The following is a 22,802-nucleotide window of genomic DNA, read 5'->3' as shown; positions in this document are numbered from 1 at the left end:
GCGGAGAGCGGGAGCGGAGAGCCGAAGCGGAACCGGAAAGCGGTTGCCGGAAGGGTCCGTCCGGGCCTACCGGCTGCGGGTGGTGGAGTACAGGTGGCTGTCGCGGAACTCGGTCGCCGCGAGCGTGCGGCCGACGATGATGACCGCCGTACGGATCACGCCCGCAGCCTTCACCTGGACGGCGAGGTCGCCGAGCGTGCCGCGCAGCACCAGTTCGTCCGGGCGGCTGGCCATCGCCACCACCGCGGCGGGGCAGTCCGGCCCGTAGTGGGGGAGCAGTTCCTCGACCACGCTGTCCACGTAGCGGGCCGCCAGGTGCAGGACGAGCAGCGCGCCGCTCTTGCCGAGCACCGCGAGCTCCTCGCCGGGCGGCATCGGCGTCGCCTGCCGGGCCACCCGGGTCAGGATCACCGTCTGGCCGACGGTCGGCACGGTCAACTCCCGCTTCAGCGCCGCCGCGGCCGCCGCGAACGCCGGCACGCCCGGCACCACCTCGTACGGGATGTCCGCGGCGTCCAGGCGGCGCATCTGCTCCGCCATCGCCGAGAACACCGATGGGTCGCCCGAGTGCAGGCGCGCCACGTCCTGCCCCGCACGGTGCGCCCGGACGATCTCCGCGACGATCTGGTCGAGGTCCAGGTTCGCGGTGTCCACCAGGCGCGCGTCCGGCGGGCAGTCCGCCAGCAGCTCCTGCGGCACCAGGCTGCCCGCGTACAGGCACACCCCGCAGCTCGCCAGGGTGCGCTGGCCGCGCACCGTGATCAGGTCGGCCGCACCCGGACCGGCGCCGATGAAATAGACCGTCACTTCGCTGCTCCTCCGACTTCCTCGGCCGCGCCGGACGCCCCGGCACCGCCGCCCTTGACGACGCTCCACTGGGTCACCGGCATCGCCTGCCGCCACCCCGTGAACCCGCCCACCGGCACCGCGTGCGCGACGCTCAGCTTCACCAACTCACCGCCGCAGCGCCGGTACCACTGCGTCAGCAGCGCCTCCGACTCCAGCGTCACCGTGTTCGCCACCAGCCGCCCACCGGGGCGCAGCGCCGCCCAGCACGCCTCCAGCAGGCCCGGCGCGGTCAGCCCGCCGCCGATGAACACGGCGTCCGGGACGTCCAGTTCGGCCAGCGCCGCCGGCGCCGCACCGTGCACCACCCGCAGCCGGGGCACCCCGAGCGCGGCCGCATTGCGGACGATCCGCCCGGCCCGGACCGGGTCGCGCTCCACGCTGACCGCCCGGCAACTGCGGTGCGCCCGCAGCCATTCGATGCCGATCGATCCGGAGCCGCCGCCGATGTCCCACAACAGCTCGCCCGGGGCAGGGCCGAGCGCCGCGAGCGTCGCCGCCCGGATGTGACGCTTCGTCAGCTGTCCGTCCGATTCGAAGAGTTCGTCGCGGAGGCCGGGCGTCAGCTGCTGGCGGGGCGCGCCCGGGGCGGCGGCGCAGTCGACGGCCAGCACGTTCAGCGGATCGCCCGGCGCCAGCGACCAGCCGTCCGCCACGCCCTCGCGCAACGCCTCGGCGGGGCCGCCCAGTTGCTCCAGCACCCGGATCCGGCTCGGGCCGAACCCGCGCTCCGTCAGCAGCTTCGCCACCAGCGCCGGGGTCGAGGCGTTCGCGCTCAGCACCAGCAGCCGGCGGCCCGGGTAGAGCGCCGCGTGCAGCGACTCCGGGGCGCGCCCGACCAGCGTCACCACCTCGGTCTCCTCCACCGGCCAGCCCAGCCGGGCGCACGCCAGCGACACCGAGGACGGGTGCGGCAGCACCCGCAGGGAGTCGGCCGGCGCCCCGCACTCGATCAGCGTCCGGCCGATCCCGTAGAACATCGGATCGCCGCTCGCCAGCACCACCAGCCGCCGCTGCGCGAACCGGGCCAGCAGCCCCGGCACCGACGGTCGCAGCGGCGACGGCCACGACACCCGATCCGCCGTCACCTCGTCCGGCAGCAGCGCCAACTGCCGGGCTCCGCCCAGCACGGCCTCCGCCGCGAGGAGCGACTCCCGGGCCGCCGCCGACAGGCCCGGCCAGCCGTCCGCACCGACCCCCACCACGGTGATCGCAGACACGCGCAAACTCCTCACAGCTCGGGGGACGGGCAGCCCGCAGCCTACCCGCAGGCGACCGACGTCCCCCCCACGAGCTGCGGAGATCCACCGTGCGACATTGGCCACACCCGGCGACGGGCGGGCCTCTCCGGACGGCCGGTGCGGGTCTCCGGCCGTCAGCCCTGCCCGGGTACCAGGTGGACGGCGGGCTGCGAGGGTGTGCCGGGCTCCGCCGGGGTAGGGGGGAAGGCGTGGCGGAGCAGCAGCAGGGCGAAGATCTCCTGGGCGATGCCGTCCGGGTGGCGGGAGTGCAGCAGCCGGCCGGGGGCCGGGTCCGGTCCGCGGGTCGGCTGCGGTCCACGGGCCGGGTGCGGTCCGGGGGTTGGACGTGATCCACGGGTCGGGTGCGGTCCGGGGGTCGGGTGCGGTCCGGGACCGGGGTGAGCGGGCGTCAACCGGTCGAGGGCGGTGTCGGTCCGGGCCTGGTGGACGAAGCGGGTGGCCAACTCGGCAGCCGGGGCGGCGGCGGGGTCGAGGATGCTGGTGAGCAGGCGGTGCGGCGGGGCGTGGCGCGGGTCGGTGTCGAGGCGGTAGTCGATGACGCGGACCTGCGCCGGGCAGTCGCGTTCGCGCCCCGGTTCGGCGAGTCGGGAACCGTCGTCCAGCCGCTCGGTGATCGGGAGCCGCAGGCTGCCCGGCACCTGCCACAGCAGGTCCGCGCCGCCCGCGCGGGCCGCGTGCCAGGTGGTCGGGTCGGTCGTGCCGCGATCCGCGAGGGCGAGCGTGCCGCGCGTCAACGCCGGGTAGATGGCCGCTTCGAGGGCGCTCTCGTGGTCCGGGACGGGCCCGACGTCGGCGGTGAACACGGTGCCGGTGCCGCACTCGACCAGCGCACTGACCCGCGCCTGCGGGAAGCAGCCGGAATCCTGAACGGTGGCGTGACGGCCGGTGGTTGGGGCTGTCCTGGAGCGGGCCGGCCGGCCGGTCGCGCGCGTGGCGGTCGCGCGCGTGGCGGTCGGCGCGGCGGCGATGCCGGCGGGGCGGCCGAAGAACTCGGCGTTGGGCGCGGTGTCGGGGACGTCGAAGACCGCGCCGTCCAGGGCGACCAGTCGCAGGTCGTGGAACCAGGCGGCGTCCGTGCGGCGGGCGGCCGGTGCGGGACGGGTCAGGTCGAACAGGCGGCGCAGCGGCTCCGGGCCGAGTCGCAGCCGGGCCCGGTCGATCGCGGGGGCGGCCGGCAGGTGCCTGCCCTGCGGCCACCAGGGTTCCCGCTCCAGGGCGTCGACCAGCAGGCGAGCGGTCTCCGCGTGGCCGTGCCCGTCGAACAGGCCCATCGCCAGCACGAAGTAGACCAGCACCCGGGCCGGCAGCAGGGCGCCACGCCGGTCGACCCGTCCGCAGTCGAGCAGCACCTCGTCGACCAGGGCGGGAGGGAACGCACGCGTCAACCCGCCCAGTGCGGCCCGCTCCGCGAGCTGTCCGTCCGTCGACGCGTCTCTCTGCCCGGGCGCTGACACGAAGCGTTCAACGAGCCGCAGGTCGTGAAGTCACTGCGCCGTCAGGCGCTCGGCGAGCGGCGCGGGGAAGTGTGCGGGGGAGCGGGGCCGGTTCCGTCAGTCCAGGGCGTCGGCGGCGCGGCGCAGGGCGTGGGTGGCACGGGCCAGCAGATGACGCAGCTGGTCGCGTTCGGCGGCGGTGAACTCGTCGGACAGGGCCTGCTCGACGGCGGCGGCGCGGTCGTCGGCGAGCTCCAGCGCGGCGCGGCCCCGGTCGGTGAGGCGGGTCTCCAGGACGTTGCGGTGCCAGCGGTGCGGGGCGCGCTCGACCAGGCCGCGTTCGGCGAGGAGCTTGAGCAGCACGGCCATGGCCTGCGGGGTGACCTGGCAGGCGCGGGCGAGCGCCGCGCCGCTGATGCCCGCGTTCTCCGCGAGCACGAACAGGGCCGCGTACTGAGGCACCGTCAGTCCGGCGGGCTCGACGGCGGTGCGCTTGGCGGCCAGCAGTTCCTGGTCGGCGAGGTGCAGGTCGATGCCGAGACGGTCACTGGCAGGCATTCCCATGCGCCGATGCTACAAGGGCTGCTGGTGGTCGTGACATTGACAGGCATCAAGGTATTGATGATGATCGCAGTGTTGAGCGCCGAGCGCCGAGCGCCGAGCGCTGGGTGCTGGGTGCTGGGCGTTGGGCGTTGGGCGTTGGGCGCTGGGCGTGCGACGGCTGCGCGAGTGCCAGCACTGCGACCCGTGTGATGTTGATTTGTCGATCTGTCAGCCTGGCTGGCACCCGCGTCCGGAGGACCGAACGATGACCGACCTCTCCTTCCTCTCCGCTCCCGGCATGGCCGCCGGCTTCGCGGCCGAGACCCGCCCGAGGGCGCACGGGGCGGGCATCGACGTCCACGAGTACGACCGGGTCACCGCGCCGCTGGAGTCCCTGCTCCAGTGGCCGGACGCCTGCCGCGCCGCCGCCCTCCGGCACTGCGCCGCCGCCGAGCGGGCCGCCGAGCGCGGCCACCGCCGGACGGCGGGAGAACGTCACCGGCTGGCCGCGCGCTGGTTCCACCTCGGGACCCTGCTCCCCGATCCGGACCGGGGCCGGGCGGCAGACCTCGCCGCGGAGGCGGACCGGGCGATGGGGCGGTCACTGGCGCTCCTCGAACCGCAGGCCCGCCGGCTGTCCGGCGACGGCTACGCGGGCTGGCTGCGGCTCCCGCAGGCCGGGACCGAGGTCGATGCCGGGGCCGGTGCCGGTGCCGGAGTCAGGGCCGGAGTTGGAGCCGGGGCCGGGGTCGAGGTCGGGGCCGGGGACGCGGACGGTAAGCGCTTTCCGGTCGTGGTGGTGATCCCTGGCATGGACTCCACGAAGGAGGAGTTCCACCTCCTCGCGGACGCGCTCCTCGCCCGCGGTCTCGCCGTGCTGGCGATCGACGGCCCCGGGCAGGGCGTGATGGCGGCCGAGACGTCCATGAGTGCGGACGGCCACCGGCCGGCACTCGCCCGGGCGTTGGACGCGCTCGCCGCCGACGGTGCCGACGGTGGCCGCCTCGACCCGGAGCGGGTCGCGGTGGTGGGTCTCAGCCTCGGTGGGTACTTCGCCGCGAGCGTCGCCGCCCAGGACGCGCGGGTGCGGGCAGCGGCGCTGGTCAGCGGACCGTACCGGCTGGAGTGGGACGCGCTGGTCCCGTTCGTCACCGCCACCCTCGACCGGCGCTGCGGCGGCCCGGAGGCCGCGCGCAGGTTCGCCGACGGGATCGACCTGCGCGCTCTCGCGCCGTACCTGGACGGCCCGCTGCTGCTGGTCGAGGGCGGCGAGGACCGGATCCCCGGCGTCACCAACGCGGAAGCGCTTTCCGCGCACCTGCCGCACGCCGAGGTGCTGCACGTCCCGCACGGCAACCACCTGCTCGGCAACGCCCTGGCGGACTGGCTGCCGGAGACCGCCGACTGGCTCGCCGACGCACTGCTGACGAAGCGACAGGCGGAGCGGACGGCGAACCGGTAGGTGTGCTGAGCTCGCCGCTCCGTGCAGAATCGACCCGATGAACTCCCCGCTGCCCCTGCTGTTCCTCGACGTCGACGGCCCGCTGATCCCGTTCGGCGGCGACCCCGCCCGCCGCCGGACCCACCTGACGGACCGTCGCATCCGCGAACTGACCGGCGCGTCCAACCCGCTGCTGACGCGGGTCGATCCCGCCAACGGTCCCCGACTCGCCGCGCTGCCCTGCCGGTTGATCTGGGCCACCACCTGGTTCGACGACGCGAACACCTGCGTCGCCCCGCTGCTCGGGCTGCCGCCGATCCCCGTCCTGCCCGACCCGCCGCTCTCCGAGCCCGACCCCGCACCCGGCGTCCACTGGAAGTCCCCCGCCCTGGTGGCGCACGCCGCCGGCACCCCCTTCGCCTGGGTCGACGACGAGATCACCGAGGCCGACCGTCGCTGGATCGCCGACCACCACCCGGGGGCGGCCCTGCTCTACCGCGTCGACCCCGACATCGGTCTGACGGAACGGGACTTCGCACCCCTCACCGCCTGGCTGCGCAACCCGACCTGACGGGCACCCCCGCCGGAGCGGTCGGCGTTCGGGCCGCCGTGCGACCGGAAGGCCGGAGCTGTCACAGGTCGAGGCAGAGCGCCTCCGGAAGGCCACGGATCCACGCTGCCCGCTCCGGCTCGGCGACGGCGAGGCGTTCCAGCGCCGCAACGAAGCGCCGGCCCTCGGCGGGCTCCAGGCTGCCGAGTTCGTGAGCGATGTCCTCAAGCGTGCTCAGCGCGAGGTTCGAGTCCTGCCCGACGGAGACCAGATCCTCCAACGTCGCGATCGCGGTCACCAGCGCCCTGACCAGCCCGTCCCCCGGAACCACCGAGCCGCTTCCCTCTGCCACCTGAGTGATCACGCGACGATGCTGTCACGCACGCCGACGGCCCGAACGTCGGGGGCCCGCCCGGCCGATCGAAGGCGCGCCGGCCCGGGCGCGCACGGCAGGGAAGCGGCACCGGCTGCACCGGCAGGCAGGCGCACTCCCGGAAGTCCGCGGCGAGACGCAAGCGCGCCAAGCAGAGGAACAGTTCGGCGTGGCGTTCTCCGACCACGCCGTCCCGGCGCTGCGCCCGATGCCGCCGGGCCAGCAATCCCGTATCCCGTAGATGTGGAGAACCCTAATCACGACCGGAGTGCTCGTGAAGTGCCGTCAGGTGGTCGCCGAGGCGGCGGTTTCGGGTGTGGCGAGCCTCCAGGCGGGTGGCGGTGGGGAGTTGGGAGAGTTCGGCGAGGGCGTGGGTGACGGCGGTGGCCAGGTGGGTGCGGAGATCGGCGGGGTCGTCGGTCTCCGGGACGACCTGGTCGACCAGGCCGGTCGCGGCCAGTGCGGTGGCCGTGATGCCCTGAGCGCGGGCGAGTTGAGGGGCGTGGTCGCCGTCGCGGTGGACGATGGCGGACGCGCCCTCGGGCGGCAGCGGGGCCAGCCAGGCGTGTTGGGCGGCGATCACCCGGTCGGCGGGCAGCAGGGCGAGGGCGCCGCCGCCGCTGCCCTGGCCGAGCAGGACGGCGAGGACGGGGGTGCGCAGTCCGACCAGGGTGGTCAGGCAGTGGGCGATCTCCAGTGCCACGCCGTCGAGTTCGGCCTCGACCGAGAGTTCCGCGCCGACGGTGTCGACCACGGTGAGCAGCGGCATGCCCAACTCCTCCGCCAGTTCGGCCTGTCGGCGTACGGCCCGCAGGTCGGCGGCGGTGAAGGGCAGTTCGGGCAGGTCGGGGCCGGAGCGCTGCTGGGCGACGACCATCACCGGGCGTCCGCCGATCAGGGCGAGGGCCCGGACGAGCGAACTGTCGCCGTCCAGGGGGACGAACAACTCGGCGGTGTGGTGCAGCAGTTCGCGCGCCGAGAGCCGCTCGGGACGGCGGCTGCGGAGCACCGACTCCCAGGCGTCCCCGGCGGCGGGGGACGGCGAGGGCGCAGCGGGGGAGGGCGAACCCGCGGCGGGCGGGCGGGTGGTGAGGACGGTGAGGGCGCGGGAGAGGAAGGTGCGCAGCCGCTCGGGCGGGACGATGGCGTCCAGGCGGCCGTGGGTGGCGAGGGTTTCGGCGCGCTGGACGGTCGGCGGCAGCGGCTCGCCCCGCAACTCCTCGTAGACGCGCGGGCCGAGGAAGCCGAGGCGGGCGTTCGGTTCGGCGAGGACCAGGTGGCCCAGGGTGCCCCAGGAGGCGAACACGCCGCCCATGGTGGGGTTGCGCAGGTAGGTCAGGTAGGGCAGGCCGGCGGCGCGGTGGGCGTGGACCGCGGCGGTGACGCGGACCATGCACAGGAACGCCGCGGAGCCCTCCTGCATGCGGGTGCCGCCGGAGACCGGCAGGGCGAGCAGCGGCAGGCGTTCGGCGGTGGCGCGCTCCACGGCCCGGGTGATCCGTTCGGCCGTGGCGACGCCGATCGATCCGCCCAGGAAGCCGAACTCGCAGGCGACCAGGGCCAGCGGCTGCCCGTCCAGCAGGGCGCGGCCGGTGAGCACCGCCTCGTCCATGCCGGTGCGGGCCCGGGCCCGGGCGAGGGCGTCCCGGTAGCCGGGGTCGGCGGGCTCCGCGGTGATGGGCTCGTCCCAGGACGTGAAGCTGCCGGGATCGACCAGCAGATCGAGGAGCTGGCGTGCCGTCACCTGGGGCCTCCATCAGGGAGAACGGGAGCGGGGAGCGGCGAAGGGGGCTTCGCGGTGCGAGCCTACGGGCGGACGCGGCCCGGCGGCGGGCGCGCCGCACAGTGGTGACCGGGATCACCGGGGCCGGCCCGCACCGCGCAGGGGCAGGGCGGCGGTCGGGCAGCAGCAGGACGGTGTCCGGGAGGGACGGGTCGCCGGGCGGGGCGGTGGAACGTGATGGGCCGCCGGGCGGGGCGGTGGAACGTGATGCACCAGACACGGGGCTAATTGGTATCCGAGATGCCGAATTGGCTAGAGTCGGCGCCGTGAGGCTGACCAAGAGCACCGACATCGCACTGCGCATCGCGATGCGCCTGGCGGTGCTGGACGAGGACCAGAGTCCGACCACCCGCGAAGTGGCCGAGGCGGTCGACGTCCCCTACAACCACGCGGCGAAGGTGGTCAGCCGTCTCCAGCACCTGGGCGTGGTCGAGGCCCGGCGCGGACGCGGTGGCGGGCTCGCCCTGACCGCCGCCGGCCGCACCGGCTCGCTCGGCCGGATCGTCCGGGAACTGGAGGGCGCCGGGGACGTGGTCGGCTGCGAGGACGAGCCGCCCTGTCCGCTGCGGCACGCCTGTCGACTGCGCGGGGCGCTCCGCCGGGCGCAGGAGGCGTTCTTCGCGACGCTCGACCCGTTGACCGTGGCCGATCTGGTCGGTCCGCCGACCGGTCCGGTCCTGCTCGGACTCCCCGGCCGTGGCTAGCCGGGGCCGGTCCGGCTGGACTTCGGGGGTGGGAGCGGAGCCCCGCGACGGTGGTGCGCCGCCCGGCGGCTGATCCGCCGTCAGCTCTCCGCCGGGTAGCTGCACGGGGCCGTCCGCGGTCGGTCCGGACATGCTCGGAAAGCGCTTTCCGGCACCGGGCGGATCCAGCCTCACCAGCCGTTTCCGGCTGCGCCGGGCGGTGCCGGGAGTGGGCGGAGGCTCCGGCGGCGCGGGCGTAAGCAGTGGTACCAAGTGTTCTCAGCAGTACGCGTTCCAGGCATTCCCCTTCCAGGCATTCCCACACCGTAAAATGCGCATCTCAGATGCGAGTTTGGAGCTTCGGATGCTCTCCGAGAAGTCCGCGCAGACCGTGCGTGCCACCCTGCCCGTGGTGGGCGCGGCCATCGAGCAGATCACCGGCTCGTTCTACAGCCGGCTCTTCGCCGCCCACCCCGAACTGCTGCGCGACCTGTTCAACCGGGGCAACCAGGCCGACGGCAGCCAGAAGCAGGCGCTGGCCGGCTCCATAGCCGCGTTCGCGAGCGCCCTGGTGAACCACCCCGACGAGCGGCCGGACGCCATGCTCGCCCGCATCGCCCACAAGCACGCCTCGCTCGGCGTCACCGGCCCGCAGTACCAGGTCGTCCACGACCACCTGTTCGCCGCCATCGTCGAGGTGCTCGGAGAGGCCGTCACCCCCGAGGTCGCCGAGGCCTGGGAAGAGGTGTACTGGCTGATGGCCAACGCCCTGATCGCCCTCGAACAGCGGCTGTACGAGGAGAGCGGCACCCGCGGCGAGCGCCGCCCCTACACCGTGGTCTCCCGCACCGCCGAGACCGCGGACGTCGCCACCTTCCTGCTGCGCCCGGCCGACGGCGGCCCCGTCCCGTCCCACCGGCCCGGCCAGTACGTCTCCGTGCAGGTCGAACTCGCCGACGGCGCCCACCAGATCCGCCAGTACAGCCTGTCCGGCCGGCCGGAGGGCGGCCTGCAGATCACCGTCAAGCGGGTCGCCGGCGACCCGGCCGGCGAAGTCTCCACCCACCTGCACCGGCACGCCGACGAGGGCACCGTCCTGCTCGTCAGCGCCCCGTTCGGGGACGTGCAACTGGCCGACGAGGACCGCCCGGTCGTGCTCGCCTCGGCCGGCATCGGCTGCACCCCGATCATCGGGATGCTCGCCCACCTCGCCGGGACCGGCGCTCCCCGCAAGGTGATCGCGGTCCACGGCGACCGGCAGGAGTCCGCGCACGCCTTCCGCGAGGAGTTCGGCCGACTGGTGGCGAAGCTGCCGGACGCCGAGGCTCACGTCTGGTACGAGCACCCGGAGGGCGAGTGGCCCGTCGACCGCACCGGCCGCGTCGACCTGACCGGCCTGGCCGTCCCCGCCGACGCCGTCGCCTACCTGTGCGGCCCGCTGCCGTTCATGCGCGCCGTGCGCACCCAACTGCTGGAGGCCGGCGTACCCGCCGCCGACATCCACTACGAGGTCTTCGGCCCGGACATGTGGCTCGGCCGGTAACGCCGCCCGGTCCGGTCCGTTCGGCCACCGCCCGGGAAGCGGTGGCCGAACGGGACGGACGAACGGACCGGCCCGAAGGCGGACGGCGGCACGCGTCGGCGAAAGCCGGGGCGGTTCGCCGACGCGCGGTGCGGGCCGGGCGGGGAGTCACTTCAGGACGGCGCGGATCGCCTCCCGGAGCTGCTCGCCGTCCGGCTGCAACGCCCGGTCCAGGCCCAGGGCGAACGGCAGCACCGCGCCGTCCGGCCGGGTCACCCGCCGCGGCGGCGCGAGCAGCCGGCCCTCCTCGCAGGCGATCGCCAGCACCTCGGCGGCGAACCCGGCGAACCGGTTGGAGTCGTCCAGCACCACCAGCCGCCCGGTGCGCCCCAGCGAGGCCAGCAGCGCCGCCCGGTCGAACGGGTACAGGGTCCGCGGATCGAGCACCTCCACCGACACCTCGCCCGCCAACTCCGCTGCCACCGCCAGTGCTTGGTGCACCAGATGGCCGACGGCGACCACCGTGACGTCCGTGCCCGACCGGTGCGTGCGCGCGGCGCCCAGCGGCACCGGCGACAGCGGCGCCGTCACGTCCTCCCGGACGCCCAGCGCGCCCGCCGGGGCGAACAGCACTACCGGATCGTCGTCCGCGATCGCCGAACTCAGCAGCCCGTACGCGTCGGTGGGCGTCGCCGGCACCAGTGTCTTGATGCCGACGTGCGCGAACAGGCCGTACGGGTGGTCCGAGTGCTGGCCCGCCCAGCCGCTGCGGGAACCCGAACCCGGCACCACCACGGTCAGCGGAACCCCCGCCTGACCACCCGTCATCAACGAGAACTTGTGCGCCTGGTTCGCGAGTTGCTCGAACACCAGGAACAGCAGCGACGGGATCTGCAGCTCGATCACCGGGCGCATCCCGGCCAGCGCCGCACCGATCCCCGCCGACGTGAACGCCTGCTCCGACAGCGGCGTGTCCACCACCCGCTGCGCGCCGAAGCGCTGCTGCAGACCCGGCGTCAGGCCCGCCAGGCCCGCGCCCACGTCCTCGCCGAACACGCACACCGCCGGGTCCGCCTCCAACGCGTCCGCCAGCGCCCGGTTCATCGCCTTCGCGTACGACAGCAGGGTCACGGCATCGCTCCCGCCCGGGGCCGCAGCCCGCTCGCATACAGGTGGTCGGCCGCCGTCGCCGGATCCGGCTCCGCCGAACCGAGCGCGAACTCGGCGGCGGCGGCCAGGAGTTCCGACACCTCGGCGTCGATCGCGGCGACCGTGCCGGCCGGCAGGGCCGCGGCGGCGGAGGCCAGCGGGTCGCGCTCGCGCCAGGCCGCCACCTCCTGCGCGGTCCGGTAGGACAGCCGGAAGCGGCGCTCCATGGTGTGGTGCGCCTCGAAGCGGTACGTCAGGCACTCCAGGAAGGCCGGCCCGCCGCCCGCACGGGCCGCCGCCACCGCCCGCTCCGCGGCCGCACGGACCGCCTCCACGTCCATGCCGTCCACCGTCTGCGCCGGGATGCCGAACGCCTCGGCCCGGCCGCACGCCGAACCGCCGACCGCCGCACCGGCCGGCAGCGTCGTCGCGTAGCCGTTGTTCTCGCACACGAACAGCACCGGAGCCCGCCAGATCGACGCCAGGTTCAACGCCTCCAGCAGCACGCCCTGGTTGAGTGCGCCGTCGCCGAAGAACGAGGCCACCACCCGGGGTCGGCCCTGCCGCTGCGCCGCCCAGGCCGCGCCGACCGCGATCGGCGCGCCCGCGCCGACGATGCCGTTCGCACCGAGGATGCCCAGCGAGAGGTCCGCGGCGTGCATCGACCCGCCCCGGCCCCGGTTCAACCCGTCGACCCGGCCCGCCAGTTCGGCCAGCAGCCGGCCCGGGTCGGCGCCCTTGGCGAGCACGTGGCCGTGGCCGCGGTGGGTGGACGTCAACCGGTCCTTCGCGCCGAGCGCCGCGCACACCCCGACCGCCACCGCCTCCTGGCCGATGTACGGGTGGGTTCCGCCGACGATCAGCCCCGACCGCACCCACTCCAGGGCCAGTTCCTCGAACGAGCGGATCAGCCGCATCATCCGGTACCGCCCCGCCGGGTCCGCCAACTGTGGCAGGCTCACCGGCCCGACCGCCACAGCACCGGGCAGAACTCCGGGTCCGCGTAGTCCGGTTGCCCGTCGGCCGTGCGCCGCACCACCGCGTCGTGGTTGTACACCACCGGCGTGCCGTCCGGCCTCAGGAACGAGCGGTAGCGGTTCGAGCCGTCCTGAAGGTGCAGCGAGACCGCCCGGCGCGGCTGCGCGGACCGGTTCGGGCCCGAGCCGTGGTACGTGCGGCAGTGGTGGAACGAGACGTGCCCGCGCGGGATCTCCACCGGCACCGTCCGCACCTCCGCGCCGTTGAACTCGGCGTTCTCGTGCAGCAGTTGTTCCAGTTCGGAGCGGTCGCGGGCGGCGAAGTGCCGGGTCGAGTCGTCGCCGCCGGGCCGCTCCTCCCACCGGTGGCTGCCGTCCACCATGGTGATGGTGCCCATCTCCTCCGTGCAGTCGTGGAACGGCAGGAACGCCGTCAGCATCCGCTGCGAGGTCGACGTCTGCCAGTAGTGCTTGTCGAAGTGCCACGGCACCACGTTGCTCGGCTCGCCCGGCACCGGCGGCTTGTAGATCAGCGTCGCCTGGAACACCCGGATCTCCTCCACCTGTGCCAGGCGCGCCGCCACCGCGCCCAGCAGCGGCTTGCGCAGGATCCGGCCGATCTCGGCGTGCTGGTAGTGCACGTAGTCGTTGTGCCGCTGCACCGGCCCGTCGGCCGGCGTCCAGTTCGCCAAGTGCGGCGGACGGGCCGGGAGTTCGCGGTCCCGCTCGCCCGCGTAGTAGCGCTCGGTGGCGGCCTGCAGCGCATCCAGCTCCTGGTCGCTGAACAGTCGACGCGACAGGTACCAGCCGCGCTCCGCGTACTCCAGCACCTCCTCGGCCGTCGGCAGCAGCGCCGACTCCTCCTCCGACAGGCCGAACGGGTCGATGGCGGTGGTCACGTGAGGGCTCCCCTTCGGTTCAGTGGTCCGCGGTGGCGGCGCGCTCGCGCTCCACCGCCTCGTACAGGGCCTTGATGTTGGCGGTGCCGAACGAGCCGGCGCCGCGCCGCTCGACCAGCTCCAGGAAGAACGTCCGGCGCGGATGGGTGGAGCGGGCGAAGATCTGGAACAGCTCGCCGCCGTGGTCCCGGTCCACCAGCACGTTGGTGTCGCGCAGCTCGTCCACCGGAATGCCGGTCGGACCGAGGCGCGCCTCCAGAGCACGGTAGTACGCACCCGGCGTACTGAGGAACGCCACGCCGCGGGCGTTCAACTCCCGCACCGCAGCGGTGATCGACGCCGTGGTGAACGCCACGTGCTGGGCGCCCGCGCCGCCGTGCGCCTCCAGGAACCCGTCGATCTGGCCGGACGCCCGCGAGGTGTCCGGCTCCAGCAGGGTGAACGTGACGGTGCCGCACGGGCTCTGCACCACCCGCGAGTCCATCGCCTGCGCGCCGACCTCGATGTACTCCCGGAAGATCTCCCGGAATCCCAGGCCGCGCACCGCCCACTCCACCGAGGCGTCCAACTGCCCGCCCGGCACCGCGATCGCCACGTGGTCCAACTCCAACAGCGCACCGGCCCCGGGGAGTTCACCATCTGGCAGCAGGTCCCGCGCGTCCGCGAACCGCACCGCGAGGTCGCCGAACCCGGAGACCGTGCCCGCCCCGTCCAGGCAGCCGCCGCCGGCGTTCAGCGCCCGCTCGGCCGCCGCGGCCGCCGCCACCCCGTCGGCGTGCCGCAGCGCGACCACCGCCACGCCGTCGCCGTGCCGCCGCACCCACTCCGCCACCTGGTGCTCGGCCTCCACCGCCGAGGTCACCAGCAGCCGGATCGAGCCCTGGTGGGCCAGCACCTGCGCCGTCCCCGGCGCGGTCCGGGACGGCCGGCTCAGCGTGAAGCCCCACTCGTCGCGCAGCTGCGCGGCGTACTTGTGGGCGTCCTCCGCGTACAGTTCGAGATAGGCGATGCCCGCCACGGTCATGAGTCCCCTCCGAGATGCTCGGCCGCGACGCCGAGGTGCTTGGCCGTGATGCCGAGATGGCCGGCTGCGGTGCCGAGGTGGTCGGCCGCGACGCCGACGTGCTTCGCGGTGATGCTCGGCGGGCCGAACACCAGGCTCAGGTTGTGGCCGCCGAACGCGAACGAGTTGGACAGGGCGTGCCGCACCGGACGGCGCAGCGCGGCGCCGCGAATGTGCTGCAACTCGCAGTCGGCGTCGGGCTGTTCGAGGTTCAGGGTGGGCGGCAGCAGGCCCTCGGCGACGGCCAGCGCGGACACCGCCGCCTCCACCGCGCCGGCCGCGCCCAGCAGATGGCCCGTCGCTCCCTTGGTGGAGCCGACCAGGGGGCCGGGCCCGCCGAACACCTCGCGCAGCGCCGAAGCCTCGGCCCGGTCGCCCAACTTGGTGCCGGTGCCGTGGGCGTTGACGTAGTCCACGGCCGAGGCGTCCAGGCCCGCCGAGCGCAGCGCCGCCCGCATCGCGGCGGCCGCGCCGGCCCCGTCGGGACGCGGCACGGTCGGGTGGTGGGCGTCGGTGGCCGCGCCCCAGCCGGACAGTTGCGCGTACGCGGCGGCGCCGCGCGCGGCCGCGTGCTCGGCCCGCTCCAGGACCAGGACGGCGCTGCCCTCGCCGAGCACGAAGCCGTTGCGGCGGGCGTCGAACGGCCGGGAGGCCTTCGTCGGGTCGTCCCAACCTACGGCCAGGGCACGTGAGTTGTCGAAGGCGGCGGCGATGGTCGGGTGCAGCGGGGCCTCCGCGCCCCCGCACACCACCACGTCGGCCTCGCCGCCGCGGATCAGCCGCAGGCCCTCGGCGACGGCCTGCGCGCCGGCCGCGCAGGCCGTGATCACCGCCGAGCTGTAGCCGCGGATGCCGTGCGTGATGGCGATCCGGGCGGCCGCCATGTTGGACAGCATGCCGGGCAGCAGGTACGGGCTGACCGCGGCCCGGCCGCGCTCGCGTCGCCCCGCCGCCTGCTGTTCGTAGCTCTCCAGTCCGCCTCCGCCGGTGGCCAGCACCACCGCGACCCGTTCCGGGTCGGTGTCCTGACGGACAGTCAGCTTCGCGTCGGCGAGGGCGTCGTCCGCGGCGGCCAGGGCCAGCAGCAGGAACCGGTCGGCACAGCGGGTCTCGGTCGGTGGCAGCACCTCGGCCGCCGGCACGTCCGGGGCGATTCCGGCGACCCGCAGCCAGCCGGCCGCCGGGTGGCCGTCGGGCGGTGCGGTCAGACCGGAGCGGCCGGCCGCGAGCGCGCGGAACACCTCGGGGACGCCCCGGCCGAGCGGTGTCACCCAGCCGATTCCGGTGATCTGCGCGCCGACGCCGGCGGGCTGCGGGGTGGGGGCGGTGAGGTGCGCCGGGGCGGTGGCGGGGTGCACGGGGGCGGTCACCGGGCGCCGGCCTCGGCGAGGTGCTGCTGCCGCAGCAGGCCCTTGCGGACCTTGCCGGTCGGCCCGAGCGGGATCCGCTCGTCGGGCACGGCGAGGACCGCGCGGACGGTGGCGGCGACGTGCGGCTCCAGCGCGGCCAGCACCCGGCCGGTGAGGTCGCCCGACCCGCTGTCGGCGGAGGCGAGTTGCAGCAGCACGTCGGTGACGACGCGGTCGCCGTCGCGGAACGCCACCACCGTGCAGTCGAGTACGTCCGGGCAGGCGACGAGGACGCGTTCCTCGCTGGCGGCGGTGTGCAGGCGGCGGCCGTCGCCGAGGTCGACGGTGTCGACCAGTCGGTCGACGTGGTAGTAGTAGCCGTCCTCGTCGCGGTACATCAGGTCGCCGGTGAGGAAGTAGTCGCGCAGCCGGGTGCGGTGCGTGGTGACGGAGTCGTTCCAGTAGCCGACCGCCAGGGTGGGGGAGCGGGTGCCCAACTCGCCGACCTCGCCCGGGCCGAGCTCGTTGCCGTCCGGGTCGAGGATCGCGCAGTCGACGAACGCGTGCGGGCGTCCCACGCAGCGGCCGTAGCGGTCGGAGTCCGCGGTGTGGGTGATGAAGAAGTGCGAGTGGCCCATCTCGGAGGAGCCGAGGCCGTCGATGAACACCGAGCCGGCGGTGCGGGCCCGGCCCTGGCGGGTGACGGTCTCGCGCGAGCCCCGGGCGATCAGGCGGCGGATGTGCGCCTCGTGCGCGCAGTCGCCGGTGTTCCACCACAGGCCGACCGAGGACAGGTCGCGGGCGGCGAGGTCGTGCCGGGCCAGGTCGGCCCAGGTGGTGGCGAAGCCGTAGACGGCGAGCGGCCGCCAGTGCTCGATCGCGTCCAGCACTTCCGGGCCCGACTGGCCCGACAGCAGGTGCAGTTGGGCGTCGAAGCTGAGCGCCAGGTTGACCGCGATCAGGGTGGCGGCGTGCGCGGCGGGCAGCGCGCTGAGCACCCGGTCGATGCCCTGCGGGCGGGGCAGCAGCAGCCGGTGCCGGATCGCCGCGTACAGGCCGGCGTGCGAGTGCAGGACGGCCTTCGGCAGGCCGGTGGTCCCGGACGAGTGGGTGATCGCCACCGGGTCGGTCGGCCAGTGCCGGTACGGTTCGGGCGCCGTGTCCGGGTCGCCGGAGCCGAGTTCGGCGGTGTCGGCGAGCAGCTCGGTGCCGAGGTCCAGGCCGGCCAGGGACTTGGCGTGCTCGGTGTCGGCGAGCAGCCCGGCCGCGTTCAGGCGGCGCAGGTAGCGGGCCGAAGTGTCGGCGTCCAGCGCCGGGTTGAGCAGCGCCGGGATCGCACCGAGCCGGGACAGGGCGAGGAAGGCGAGGACCTGGTCGGCCGCCGCGGACGCCTGCACCGCGACCGGGTCGCGTCGGCGCACCCCGCGTGCGTGCAGAGCGGCGGCGCGGGCGCGCACGGCGGTGTCGAGTTGGCGGAGCGTCAGCGCGGTGCGGGCGGGGTGGCCGTCGACGGGGGTGTCGAAGGTCAGCGTCGGCGAGTCGAGGCCGAGCCCCTGTTCGACCCGGGTGGTCAGGACGTTGCCGGCGCCGACTGAGCTGTCCTCGGACAGCACGGCGCGCAGGGTGCGGAGACTCATGGATCCCGTTCTTCTCGTGGTGCGGGACGTCGGCGTGCGGGGTGTCGGGCGCGGGGTGCTGGAGTTGCGGTGCGTCGGGGCGCGGTGGTGCGGGGGTGTCGGTGCGTGCGGTGTCGGGGCGCGGTGGTGCGGGGCGTTGCGGCCCGGTGCGGTGGCCGGGCCGGGCGCGGTCAGGGGGCGAGCAGGGCGGCTGTGGCGTGGTCGGGCGGGCCCTGGACGGCGGTGATCAGCAGGACCTGTTCGGCGTCGCCGTCCTCGATCAACAGGCGTGCCCGGTCGGGGAGTTCGGCCTCGGTGTCGAAGCCGGGGCCGAGCGCGACCACCGGCCCGTCGAGCTGCCAGCGGGCGGCGAGGTGGCCGAGGACCGCGTTCGGGTTGGACTGGAAGAACAGCAGGGGCGGGACGCGCCGTCCGGCGGCGGTGGCGTGGCGGAGCGCGTCCGCGGTGCCGGTGTCGCCGGTCGGGCTGACCAGCAGCAGGGCCGTGCGCGGGGCCGCGACGGCGGGCGGCGGGCCGTAGTGCGCGCGCAGGCAGCGTTCGGCGGTCTCGGCCACCAGGGGGCTGAAGCTGGACTCCACGAAGCCCGCGATGGACGGGAGCCGGTCGTCCGGACGGTCCGGCCAGGCCGCGGCGGCGAGCACCCGGAGCGGGCCGGGCAGTTCCCCGGGAACGAGCGGAGCGGCGTCGGGGGCGGTGGTGAGGGTCATGCGGGAGCCACCAGGAGTGCGGTGTTGGCGCCGCCGAACGCGGCGTTCAGGGTGAGGGCCAGTCCGGGCGCGGCCGGGCGGGGACGGTCGAGCACCAGGTCGAGCGGGCAGCCCGGGTCCGGACGCTGCCAGCCCGCGTTGACGGGCAGCAGCCCGGCGCTCAACGTGCCGACGGTAACGGCGAGTTCGAGCAGCGCGGAGGCCTCCAGGGCGTGGCCGTGCACGGACTTGGTGGAGCTGACCGGAGGGGTCCCGGTCGGGAACAGCGAGACCAGGGCGGCCGATTCTGCGAGGTCGCCGAGCTTGGAGCCCGCACCGTTGGCGTTGACGTAGCCGATCCCGTCGAGCCCGGCGCCGGCCCGGGCGAGGGCGTCGCGCACCGCCCGGGCCAGTCCGGTGCCGTCCGGGTGCGGCCGGCAGACGTGGTGGGCGTCCCCGGTGCGGCTCCAGCCGGCGATCCGTGCAAGGGCGTTGACACCGCGTCGACGCAGTGCCGGAGCGGACTCCAGGACCACGGCGGTGACGGCGTCGCCGAGCAGCATGCCCTGCCGGCCGAGGCTGAACGGGCGGACCGCGCCGTCCCCGGCCAGGGCCCGGCCGGCGTCGAACACCGCGAAGGTGTCCGGCTCGACCAGGTAGCCGGCGGCGACCACCACCCGCTCCCGGCGGCCGGAGGCGATCAGCGCGGCGGCGTCGGCGACGGCCGTGGCGGCGGCCACGCACGCGCCGGTGTACACCTTGGGCCGCAGCCCGGTGCGGTCGGCGACCTCGGCGGCGACCGGTCCGGCCCGCCGGTCGCCGTGCAGGGCGAGCAGCAACTCCGGCGGCCCGGCTTCCGGTTGGCGAGCGACCGCGCCCGCCTCGGCGAGCACGGCCACCAACTGGTCGGCCAGCCGTGGCGATCCGGCCGCCGTGGCGGCCCGGTCGGTGCGGTACCCGGCCGCGGGGAAGCGGTCCACGGGGACGAACGCCGGGCGGCCGGCCAGCACCCCGTCCAGCAGCGCGGGCAGCCCCGCGCCGAACGCCGAACGCACCCCGAGGCCGCCGACCAGGACGGCGCGCCGCGGCGGACCGTTCCGGAGAGCGGTCACGGTCATGGCGCGGCGGCCCCCGCGTCCAGCCGGAACGTGCCCTCGGACCGGGTCGGGGCGTCGGGTCGGAGCGGAGTCTCGGATCGGGGCGGGTCGTCGGGCCGGAGTGCGCGGTCGAGCTGGGCGCCGAGCGCGGCCACCGCGTCGTCCACCGTGCGGATCGTGTCCAAACGGTCGTCGTCCAGGTCGAGTTGAACGCCGTACGTCTGCTCGGCCTCGGCGATCAGCCAGGTGAGTTCGAGCGAGCCGATCTGGTCGTCGACCTGGTCGGGGGAGCGGTCGCCGTAGCGGGCGAGCATCGCCATCGCCTCGGGCCGGCCGAAGCGCGGTTCGGAGCCGGTGCTCATCGGGCGGTGCCCACCGCGGACTTGGCGATCCGGGAGGCGACCTCGGCGCTGAACTCGTCGATGGTCATCAGCGCGGTGGACTCCATGTCGTCCAGCTCGAAGCGGATGCCGAACTCCTCCTCGACCTGCACCGCCAGGTCGGCCAGCGCCAGTGACTCCAGGTCGAGACCGGCCGGGCCGAGGTCGGTCTCCGAAGTGACCTGCGAGACGTCGTAGTTCATCGCCGCCAGGGTGGTGAGGACGAACGAGCGGATCTGTTCCTGCATGGGACCGGTTTCTCCAGCGCGTCGGGGTCGGGTGCTCGGGGTTCACGGGTGCTCCGGGGCAGGGCGCACCGACGGACGGGCGGACGGTGTCTGGAGCCGTCGGCCCGGCCGGGCGCACCGCACCGGAACGGGAAAGGGGAGGAGCGGATCAGTGGGCGGCGTCGGCCTGTCGGCGCAGGGCGGCGGCGTCCCGCAGCAGCTTCCCGGTGGCGGTCCGGGGGAGCTGCGGCATCAGGTGCAGTCGGCGGGGCAGCTTGTACCCCGCCAGTTCCCGGCCCAGCAGTTCGCGCAACTGCTCGGCCGCGCCGCCCCGTTCGGACGGCCGGGAGGAGATGCCGTCGGCGGTCGCGGCGTACGCCTCGATCGCGCCGTCGGCGAAGACCACCACGGCCTCGACCACGCCGGGAAGCCCGGTCAGGGTCTGCTCGACCTCGTTCAGGTCGACCTTGAGGCCGCCGATGGAAATCTGTGAGTCGCGCCGCCCCAGGACGGTGATCCGGCCGGTGTCGGCGTCGAGCAGGGCGGCGTCCCTGGTGTGCAGCAGGCCGTCCGACCAGCGGGTCGGATCGGTCGGTCCCAGGTACGGGGAGCGCGGGCGGGCAATGTGCAACTCGCCGCCGGTCAGCGACAGTTGCACTCCGTGCACCGGCTGAAGGGCCGGATGGTGGCGGCCCGTCAGATCGGTGGCGACGACGCCGGTCTCGGTCATCCCGTACATGGTGCCCAGCGGCACGCCGTAGCGGTCGCGGAACGCCGCGGGCAGCTGGGGCCGGACCAGTTCGCCGGCCACGATCATCCGCCGCAGCTGCGGCAGCTGGGGCGGCGCGGCCGCCGCGGCCAGCAGCTCCGCGTGGAACGGCACCCCGATCACGGTGGTGGGGGCGGTGCCGTCGGCGATCGCGGTGAGGATGCCCGCGGGGGTCATCCGCTGCGTCACCACCAGCTCCACGCCCGCGTGCAGGGCATGCAGCAGTCCGCCGACCAGGCCGAGCACGTGCACCGTCGAGGACAGCAGCACGGTCCGCTCGCCCCGGGCCGGGAACTCCGGAAGCCGTGCGTAGCAGTCGAGTTCGCGCAGCAGGTCGCCGGCCGTGCGGCCGATCACCTTGGACGGGCCGGTCGAGCCCGAGCTGAGCTGGACCAGGACGCGGTCGTCGTCGGCCGCGACCCCGCCACCCGGTAGCGGCCTGAACTGCGGCCGCCCGTCGGCGAGTTCGACCAGGACTCCGGGTTGCAGCCGGTCCACCGCGCGGTCCACCTCGACCGCGGTCAGCCGGTGGTCCAGCAGGACGGCCCGGCTGCCGGCCCGCCAGGTGGCCAGCAGCACCGCGACGAACTCCGCCGAGGGCGGCATCCGCAGCGCGACCGTACCGCGTTCGCCGAGGCCGGCGGCGGCCAACTGCCGCTGCCGCTCGGCCACCAGGGCCCGGAGCGTCCCCCTGCTCACCGGAGCGCCGAAGCGCAGGCACGGTTCGCCGTCCGGTCCGGCGAGTAACTGCTCGTCCACCCAGTCCGCGGCAACCGTGCGGCCGCGCACCGGGGTTGGGATCAGCGTCAACGCAACTCCACGCGCTCGTATGGGAAGCATGGGTCGGAAGTTGTGATGCTTCAGTGTGGATCCCCCGTCGGTGCCGACCTTTGCACGGGAGCGCATCAAGGGTCAAGGTCTATACCAGTGGCGGACCGGACCCCTACGCTGTCCCTCGCTCTCGCACCGGTTGACGGATCATCAGGAGGTTCGGAGACGATGGTTCCGCTCACTCTGGCGGAGCACGGCGAGCTGGCGAAGGGCCGGCTCCCCGCCGTGATCTGGGACTTCTTCGAAGGCGGAGCCGGAGCCGAGTGGAGCCGGCGCGCCAACCTCGCCGCCTGGCGCCGTTACGTGCTGCGCCCGCGCGTCCTGGTGGACGTGTCGGCCCCCGACTGCGGCACCCAGCTGTTCGGCGCCCGGCTGGCCGCCCCGTTCGGGGTCGCACCGATGGCCTACCACCAACTCGCCCACCCCGAAGGGGAGTGCGCCACCGCCCGGGCCGCCGCCGAGGCCGGCGCGCTGCTGGTCGTCAGCATCTTCGCCAGCCGTACCCTGGAGCAGATCGCCGCCGCCGCACCCGGCGCGGCCCGCTGGCTCCAGCTGTACTGGCTGCGCGACCGCGAAGCGCTCACCGCGCTGGTCCGGCGCGCCGAGCAGGCCGACTACCGGGCCCTGGTGCTCACCGTGGACGCGCCCAAGGTGGGCCGCCGACTGCGCGACCTGCGCAACGCGTTCGCGCTGCCGGCCGGCCTGGCCGCCGCCAACCTGGACGCCGAACTCACCAGCAGCGCGCGGCAGTCCGCGAGCGGACGGTCCGGCATCGAGGAGCACTCCCGGCAGCAGTTCGACCCCGCGGTCACCTGGGCCGACCTGGCCTGGCTGCGGCAGCGCACCCGCCTGCCGCTGCTGCTCAAGGGCGTGCTCACCGCCGAGGACGCGCGACTGGCCGTCGAACACGGCGTGGACGGGCTGATCGTCTCCAACCACGGCGGCCGCCAGTTGGACGGCGCGCCGCCCGCACCCGCCGTGCTCCCCGAGATCGTGGACGCCGTCCCCGCCGAGCACCCCGTCCTGGTGGACGGCGGCCTGCGGCACGGCAGCGACCTGGCGAAGGCCCTCGCGCTCGGCGCCCGCGCCGCGCTGGTCGGCCGCCCCGTGCTCTGGGGCCTGGCCCACGGCGGCGCGGACGGCGCCCGGGCGGTGCTCGACCTGCTCCGCGAAGAACTGCTCGACACCATGGTGCTGGCCGGCCGGCCCACCCTCGCGGACCTCGACCGCGGAGCGCTCGCGCCCTGGCCGGGCGGCCGCCGCCGCGCCGTCCTGAGGCCGCACCACTCTCCTTATATATAG

Annotated in this window: 22 protein-coding genes; 5 read left to right on the top strand and 17 right to left on the bottom strand. The window is 74.9% G+C overall.

The genetic code is table 11. From position 1 onward, the window contains the following. Positions 1-66: 66 nt before the first annotated feature. From cobM to ACFV1L_RS01185, 4 genes are all read right to left on the bottom strand, one after another. Positions 67-807, bottom strand: a complete 741-nt coding sequence (gene cobM, locus ACFV1L_RS01200; RefSeq protein WP_380361802.1) for a precorrin-4 C(11)-methyltransferase — start codon at positions 805-807, stop codon at positions 67-69. After that, positions 804-2,066, bottom strand: coding sequence for a precorrin-6y C5,15-methyltransferase (decarboxylating) subunit CbiE (gene cbiE, locus ACFV1L_RS01195; protein WP_380361800.1), 1,263 nt, complete (start codon positions 2,064-2,066; stop codon positions 804-806). Before cbiE ends, cobM begins: the two co-directional genes overlap by 4 nt. 155 nt (positions 2,067-2,221) lie before the next feature. Next, complete coding sequence (locus ACFV1L_RS01190; protein WP_380361799.1) at positions 2,222-3,562, bottom strand: transposase domain-containing protein; 1,341 nt, start codon at positions 3,560-3,562, stop codon at positions 2,222-2,224. Positions 3,563-3,658: 96 nt separating this feature from the next. After that, complete coding sequence (locus ACFV1L_RS01185; protein WP_380361798.1) at positions 3,659-4,105, bottom strand: MarR family winged helix-turn-helix transcriptional regulator; 447 nt, start codon at positions 4,103-4,105, stop codon at positions 3,659-3,661. 244 nt (positions 4,106-4,349) lie between these two features. Here ACFV1L_RS01185 and ACFV1L_RS01180 point away from each other — a divergent pair, with 244 nt between their 5' ends. Together ACFV1L_RS01180 and ACFV1L_RS01175 are read left to right on the top strand one after the other, a co-directional pair. Continuing rightward, complete coding sequence (locus ACFV1L_RS01180) at positions 4,350-5,546, top strand: alpha/beta hydrolase family protein (RefSeq protein ID WP_380361796.1); 1,197 nt, start codon at positions 4,350-4,352, stop codon at positions 5,544-5,546. 37 nt (positions 5,547-5,583) lie between these two features. Continuing rightward, positions 5,584-6,096, top strand: coding sequence for a hypothetical protein (locus ACFV1L_RS01175; RefSeq protein ID WP_380361794.1), 513 nt, complete (start codon positions 5,584-5,586; stop codon positions 6,094-6,096). Between the two features lie 61 nt (positions 6,097-6,157). On the opposite strand, the gene ACFV1L_RS01170 is transcribed toward ACFV1L_RS01175, so the two are convergent. Together ACFV1L_RS01170 and ACFV1L_RS01165 are read right to left on the bottom strand one after the other, a co-directional pair. Beyond that, positions 6,158-6,439 carry a hypothetical protein gene (locus ACFV1L_RS01170; protein WP_380361792.1) on the bottom strand — a complete coding sequence of 94 codons (282 nt, stop codon included), beginning with the start codon at positions 6,437-6,439 and terminating at the stop codon, positions 6,158-6,160. Positions 6,440-6,701: 262 nt separating this feature from the next. Further along, positions 6,702-8,192 (bottom strand): carboxyl transferase domain-containing protein, encoded by a 1,491-nt coding sequence (locus ACFV1L_RS01165; protein ID WP_380361790.1) that lies wholly within the window; start codon positions 8,190-8,192, stop codon positions 6,702-6,704. A 305-nt stretch (positions 8,193-8,497) separates the two neighbouring features. Here ACFV1L_RS01165 and ACFV1L_RS01160 point away from each other — a divergent pair, with 305 nt between their 5' ends. Both ACFV1L_RS01160 and ACFV1L_RS01155 read left to right on the top strand, forming a co-directional pair. Next, complete coding sequence (locus ACFV1L_RS01160; protein WP_380361788.1) at positions 8,498-8,935, top strand: RrF2 family transcriptional regulator; 438 nt, start codon at positions 8,498-8,500, stop codon at positions 8,933-8,935. Positions 8,936-9,278: 343 nt separating this feature from the next. Beyond that, positions 9,279-10,457 (top strand): globin domain-containing protein, encoded by a 1,179-nt coding sequence (locus ACFV1L_RS01155; protein WP_380361786.1) that lies wholly within the window; start codon positions 9,279-9,281, stop codon positions 10,455-10,457. Positions 10,458-10,604: 147 nt separating this feature from the next. Here ACFV1L_RS01155 and ACFV1L_RS01150 read toward each other — a convergent pair whose 3' ends face one another. The 11 genes from ACFV1L_RS01150 to ACFV1L_RS01100 form a co-directional block, all read right to left on the bottom strand. Continuing rightward, entirely contained in the window at positions 10,605-11,567 is a 963-nt protein-coding gene (locus tag ACFV1L_RS01150) for an alpha-ketoacid dehydrogenase subunit beta (protein WP_380361784.1), read from the bottom strand. Next, positions 11,564-12,547, bottom strand: coding sequence for a thiamine pyrophosphate-dependent dehydrogenase E1 component subunit alpha (locus tag ACFV1L_RS01145; RefSeq protein WP_380361782.1), 984 nt, complete (start codon positions 12,545-12,547; stop codon positions 11,564-11,566). The genes ACFV1L_RS01150 and ACFV1L_RS01145 overlap by 4 nt, the downstream gene beginning before the upstream one ends. Further along, positions 12,544-13,461, bottom strand: coding sequence for a phytanoyl-CoA dioxygenase family protein (locus ACFV1L_RS01140; protein ID WP_380361780.1), 918 nt, complete (start codon positions 13,459-13,461; stop codon positions 12,544-12,546). Before ACFV1L_RS01140 ends, ACFV1L_RS01145 begins: the two co-directional genes overlap by 4 nt. 19 nt (positions 13,462-13,480) lie before the next feature. Further along, the gene (locus tag ACFV1L_RS01135) at positions 13,481-14,485 is read right to left on the bottom strand and encodes a 4-hydroxyphenylpyruvate dioxygenase family protein (RefSeq protein ID WP_380361778.1); all 1,005 of its coding nucleotides are present in this window, start codon (positions 14,483-14,485) and stop codon (positions 13,481-13,483) included. After that, positions 14,482-15,894: a beta-ketoacyl-[acyl-carrier-protein] synthase family protein gene (locus ACFV1L_RS01130; protein WP_380361776.1), complete on the bottom strand. Its 1,413-nt coding sequence runs from the start codon at positions 15,892-15,894 to the stop codon at positions 14,482-14,484. Before ACFV1L_RS01130 ends, ACFV1L_RS01135 begins: the two co-directional genes overlap by 4 nt. Beyond that, positions 15,891-17,510 carry an AMP-binding protein gene (locus tag ACFV1L_RS01125; RefSeq protein WP_380361774.1) on the bottom strand — a complete coding sequence of 540 codons (1,620 nt, stop codon included), beginning with the start codon at positions 17,508-17,510 and terminating at the stop codon, positions 15,891-15,893. The genes ACFV1L_RS01130 and ACFV1L_RS01125 overlap by 4 nt, the downstream gene beginning before the upstream one ends. A gap of 170 nt (positions 17,511-17,680) precedes the next feature. Beyond that, positions 17,681-18,217, bottom strand: coding sequence for a hypothetical protein (locus tag ACFV1L_RS01120; RefSeq protein WP_380361772.1), 537 nt, complete (start codon positions 18,215-18,217; stop codon positions 17,681-17,683). After that, positions 18,214-19,314 (bottom strand): beta-ketoacyl synthase N-terminal-like domain-containing protein, encoded by a 1,101-nt coding sequence (locus ACFV1L_RS01115; RefSeq protein ID WP_380361770.1) that lies wholly within the window; start codon positions 19,312-19,314, stop codon positions 18,214-18,216. Before ACFV1L_RS01115 ends, ACFV1L_RS01120 begins: the two co-directional genes overlap by 4 nt. Then, a complete protein-coding gene (locus tag ACFV1L_RS01110; protein WP_380361768.1) occupies positions 19,311-19,655 on the bottom strand; it encodes an acyl carrier protein in 345 nt (114 codons plus the stop codon). The genes ACFV1L_RS01115 and ACFV1L_RS01110 overlap by 4 nt, the downstream gene beginning before the upstream one ends. Continuing rightward, a complete protein-coding gene (locus tag ACFV1L_RS01105; RefSeq protein ID WP_380361766.1) occupies positions 19,652-19,921 on the bottom strand; it encodes an acyl carrier protein in 270 nt (89 codons plus the stop codon). Before ACFV1L_RS01105 ends, ACFV1L_RS01110 begins: the two co-directional genes overlap by 4 nt. Before the next feature lie 148 nt (positions 19,922-20,069). Next, on the bottom strand, positions 20,070-21,479 hold the full coding sequence (locus ACFV1L_RS01100; protein ID WP_380361764.1) for a class I adenylate-forming enzyme family protein: 1,410 nt from the start codon (positions 21,477-21,479) through the stop codon (positions 20,070-20,072). Positions 21,480-21,668: 189 nt separating this feature from the next. Between ACFV1L_RS01100 and ACFV1L_RS01095 the strand changes: the two genes are divergently transcribed. After that, on the top strand, positions 21,669-22,802 hold the full coding sequence (locus ACFV1L_RS01095) for an alpha-hydroxy acid oxidase (RefSeq protein ID WP_380361763.1): 1,134 nt from the start codon (positions 21,669-21,671) through the stop codon (positions 22,800-22,802).

Origin of the sequence: Kitasatospora sp. NPDC059646, assembly GCF_042734615.1 — a bacterium.
Classification (GTDB): Bacteria; Actinomycetota; Actinomycetes; order Streptomycetales; family Streptomycetaceae; genus Kitasatospora.
Note: the sequence above shows the minus strand (reverse complement) of the source record. Positions and strands in the feature narration are given on the sequence as shown.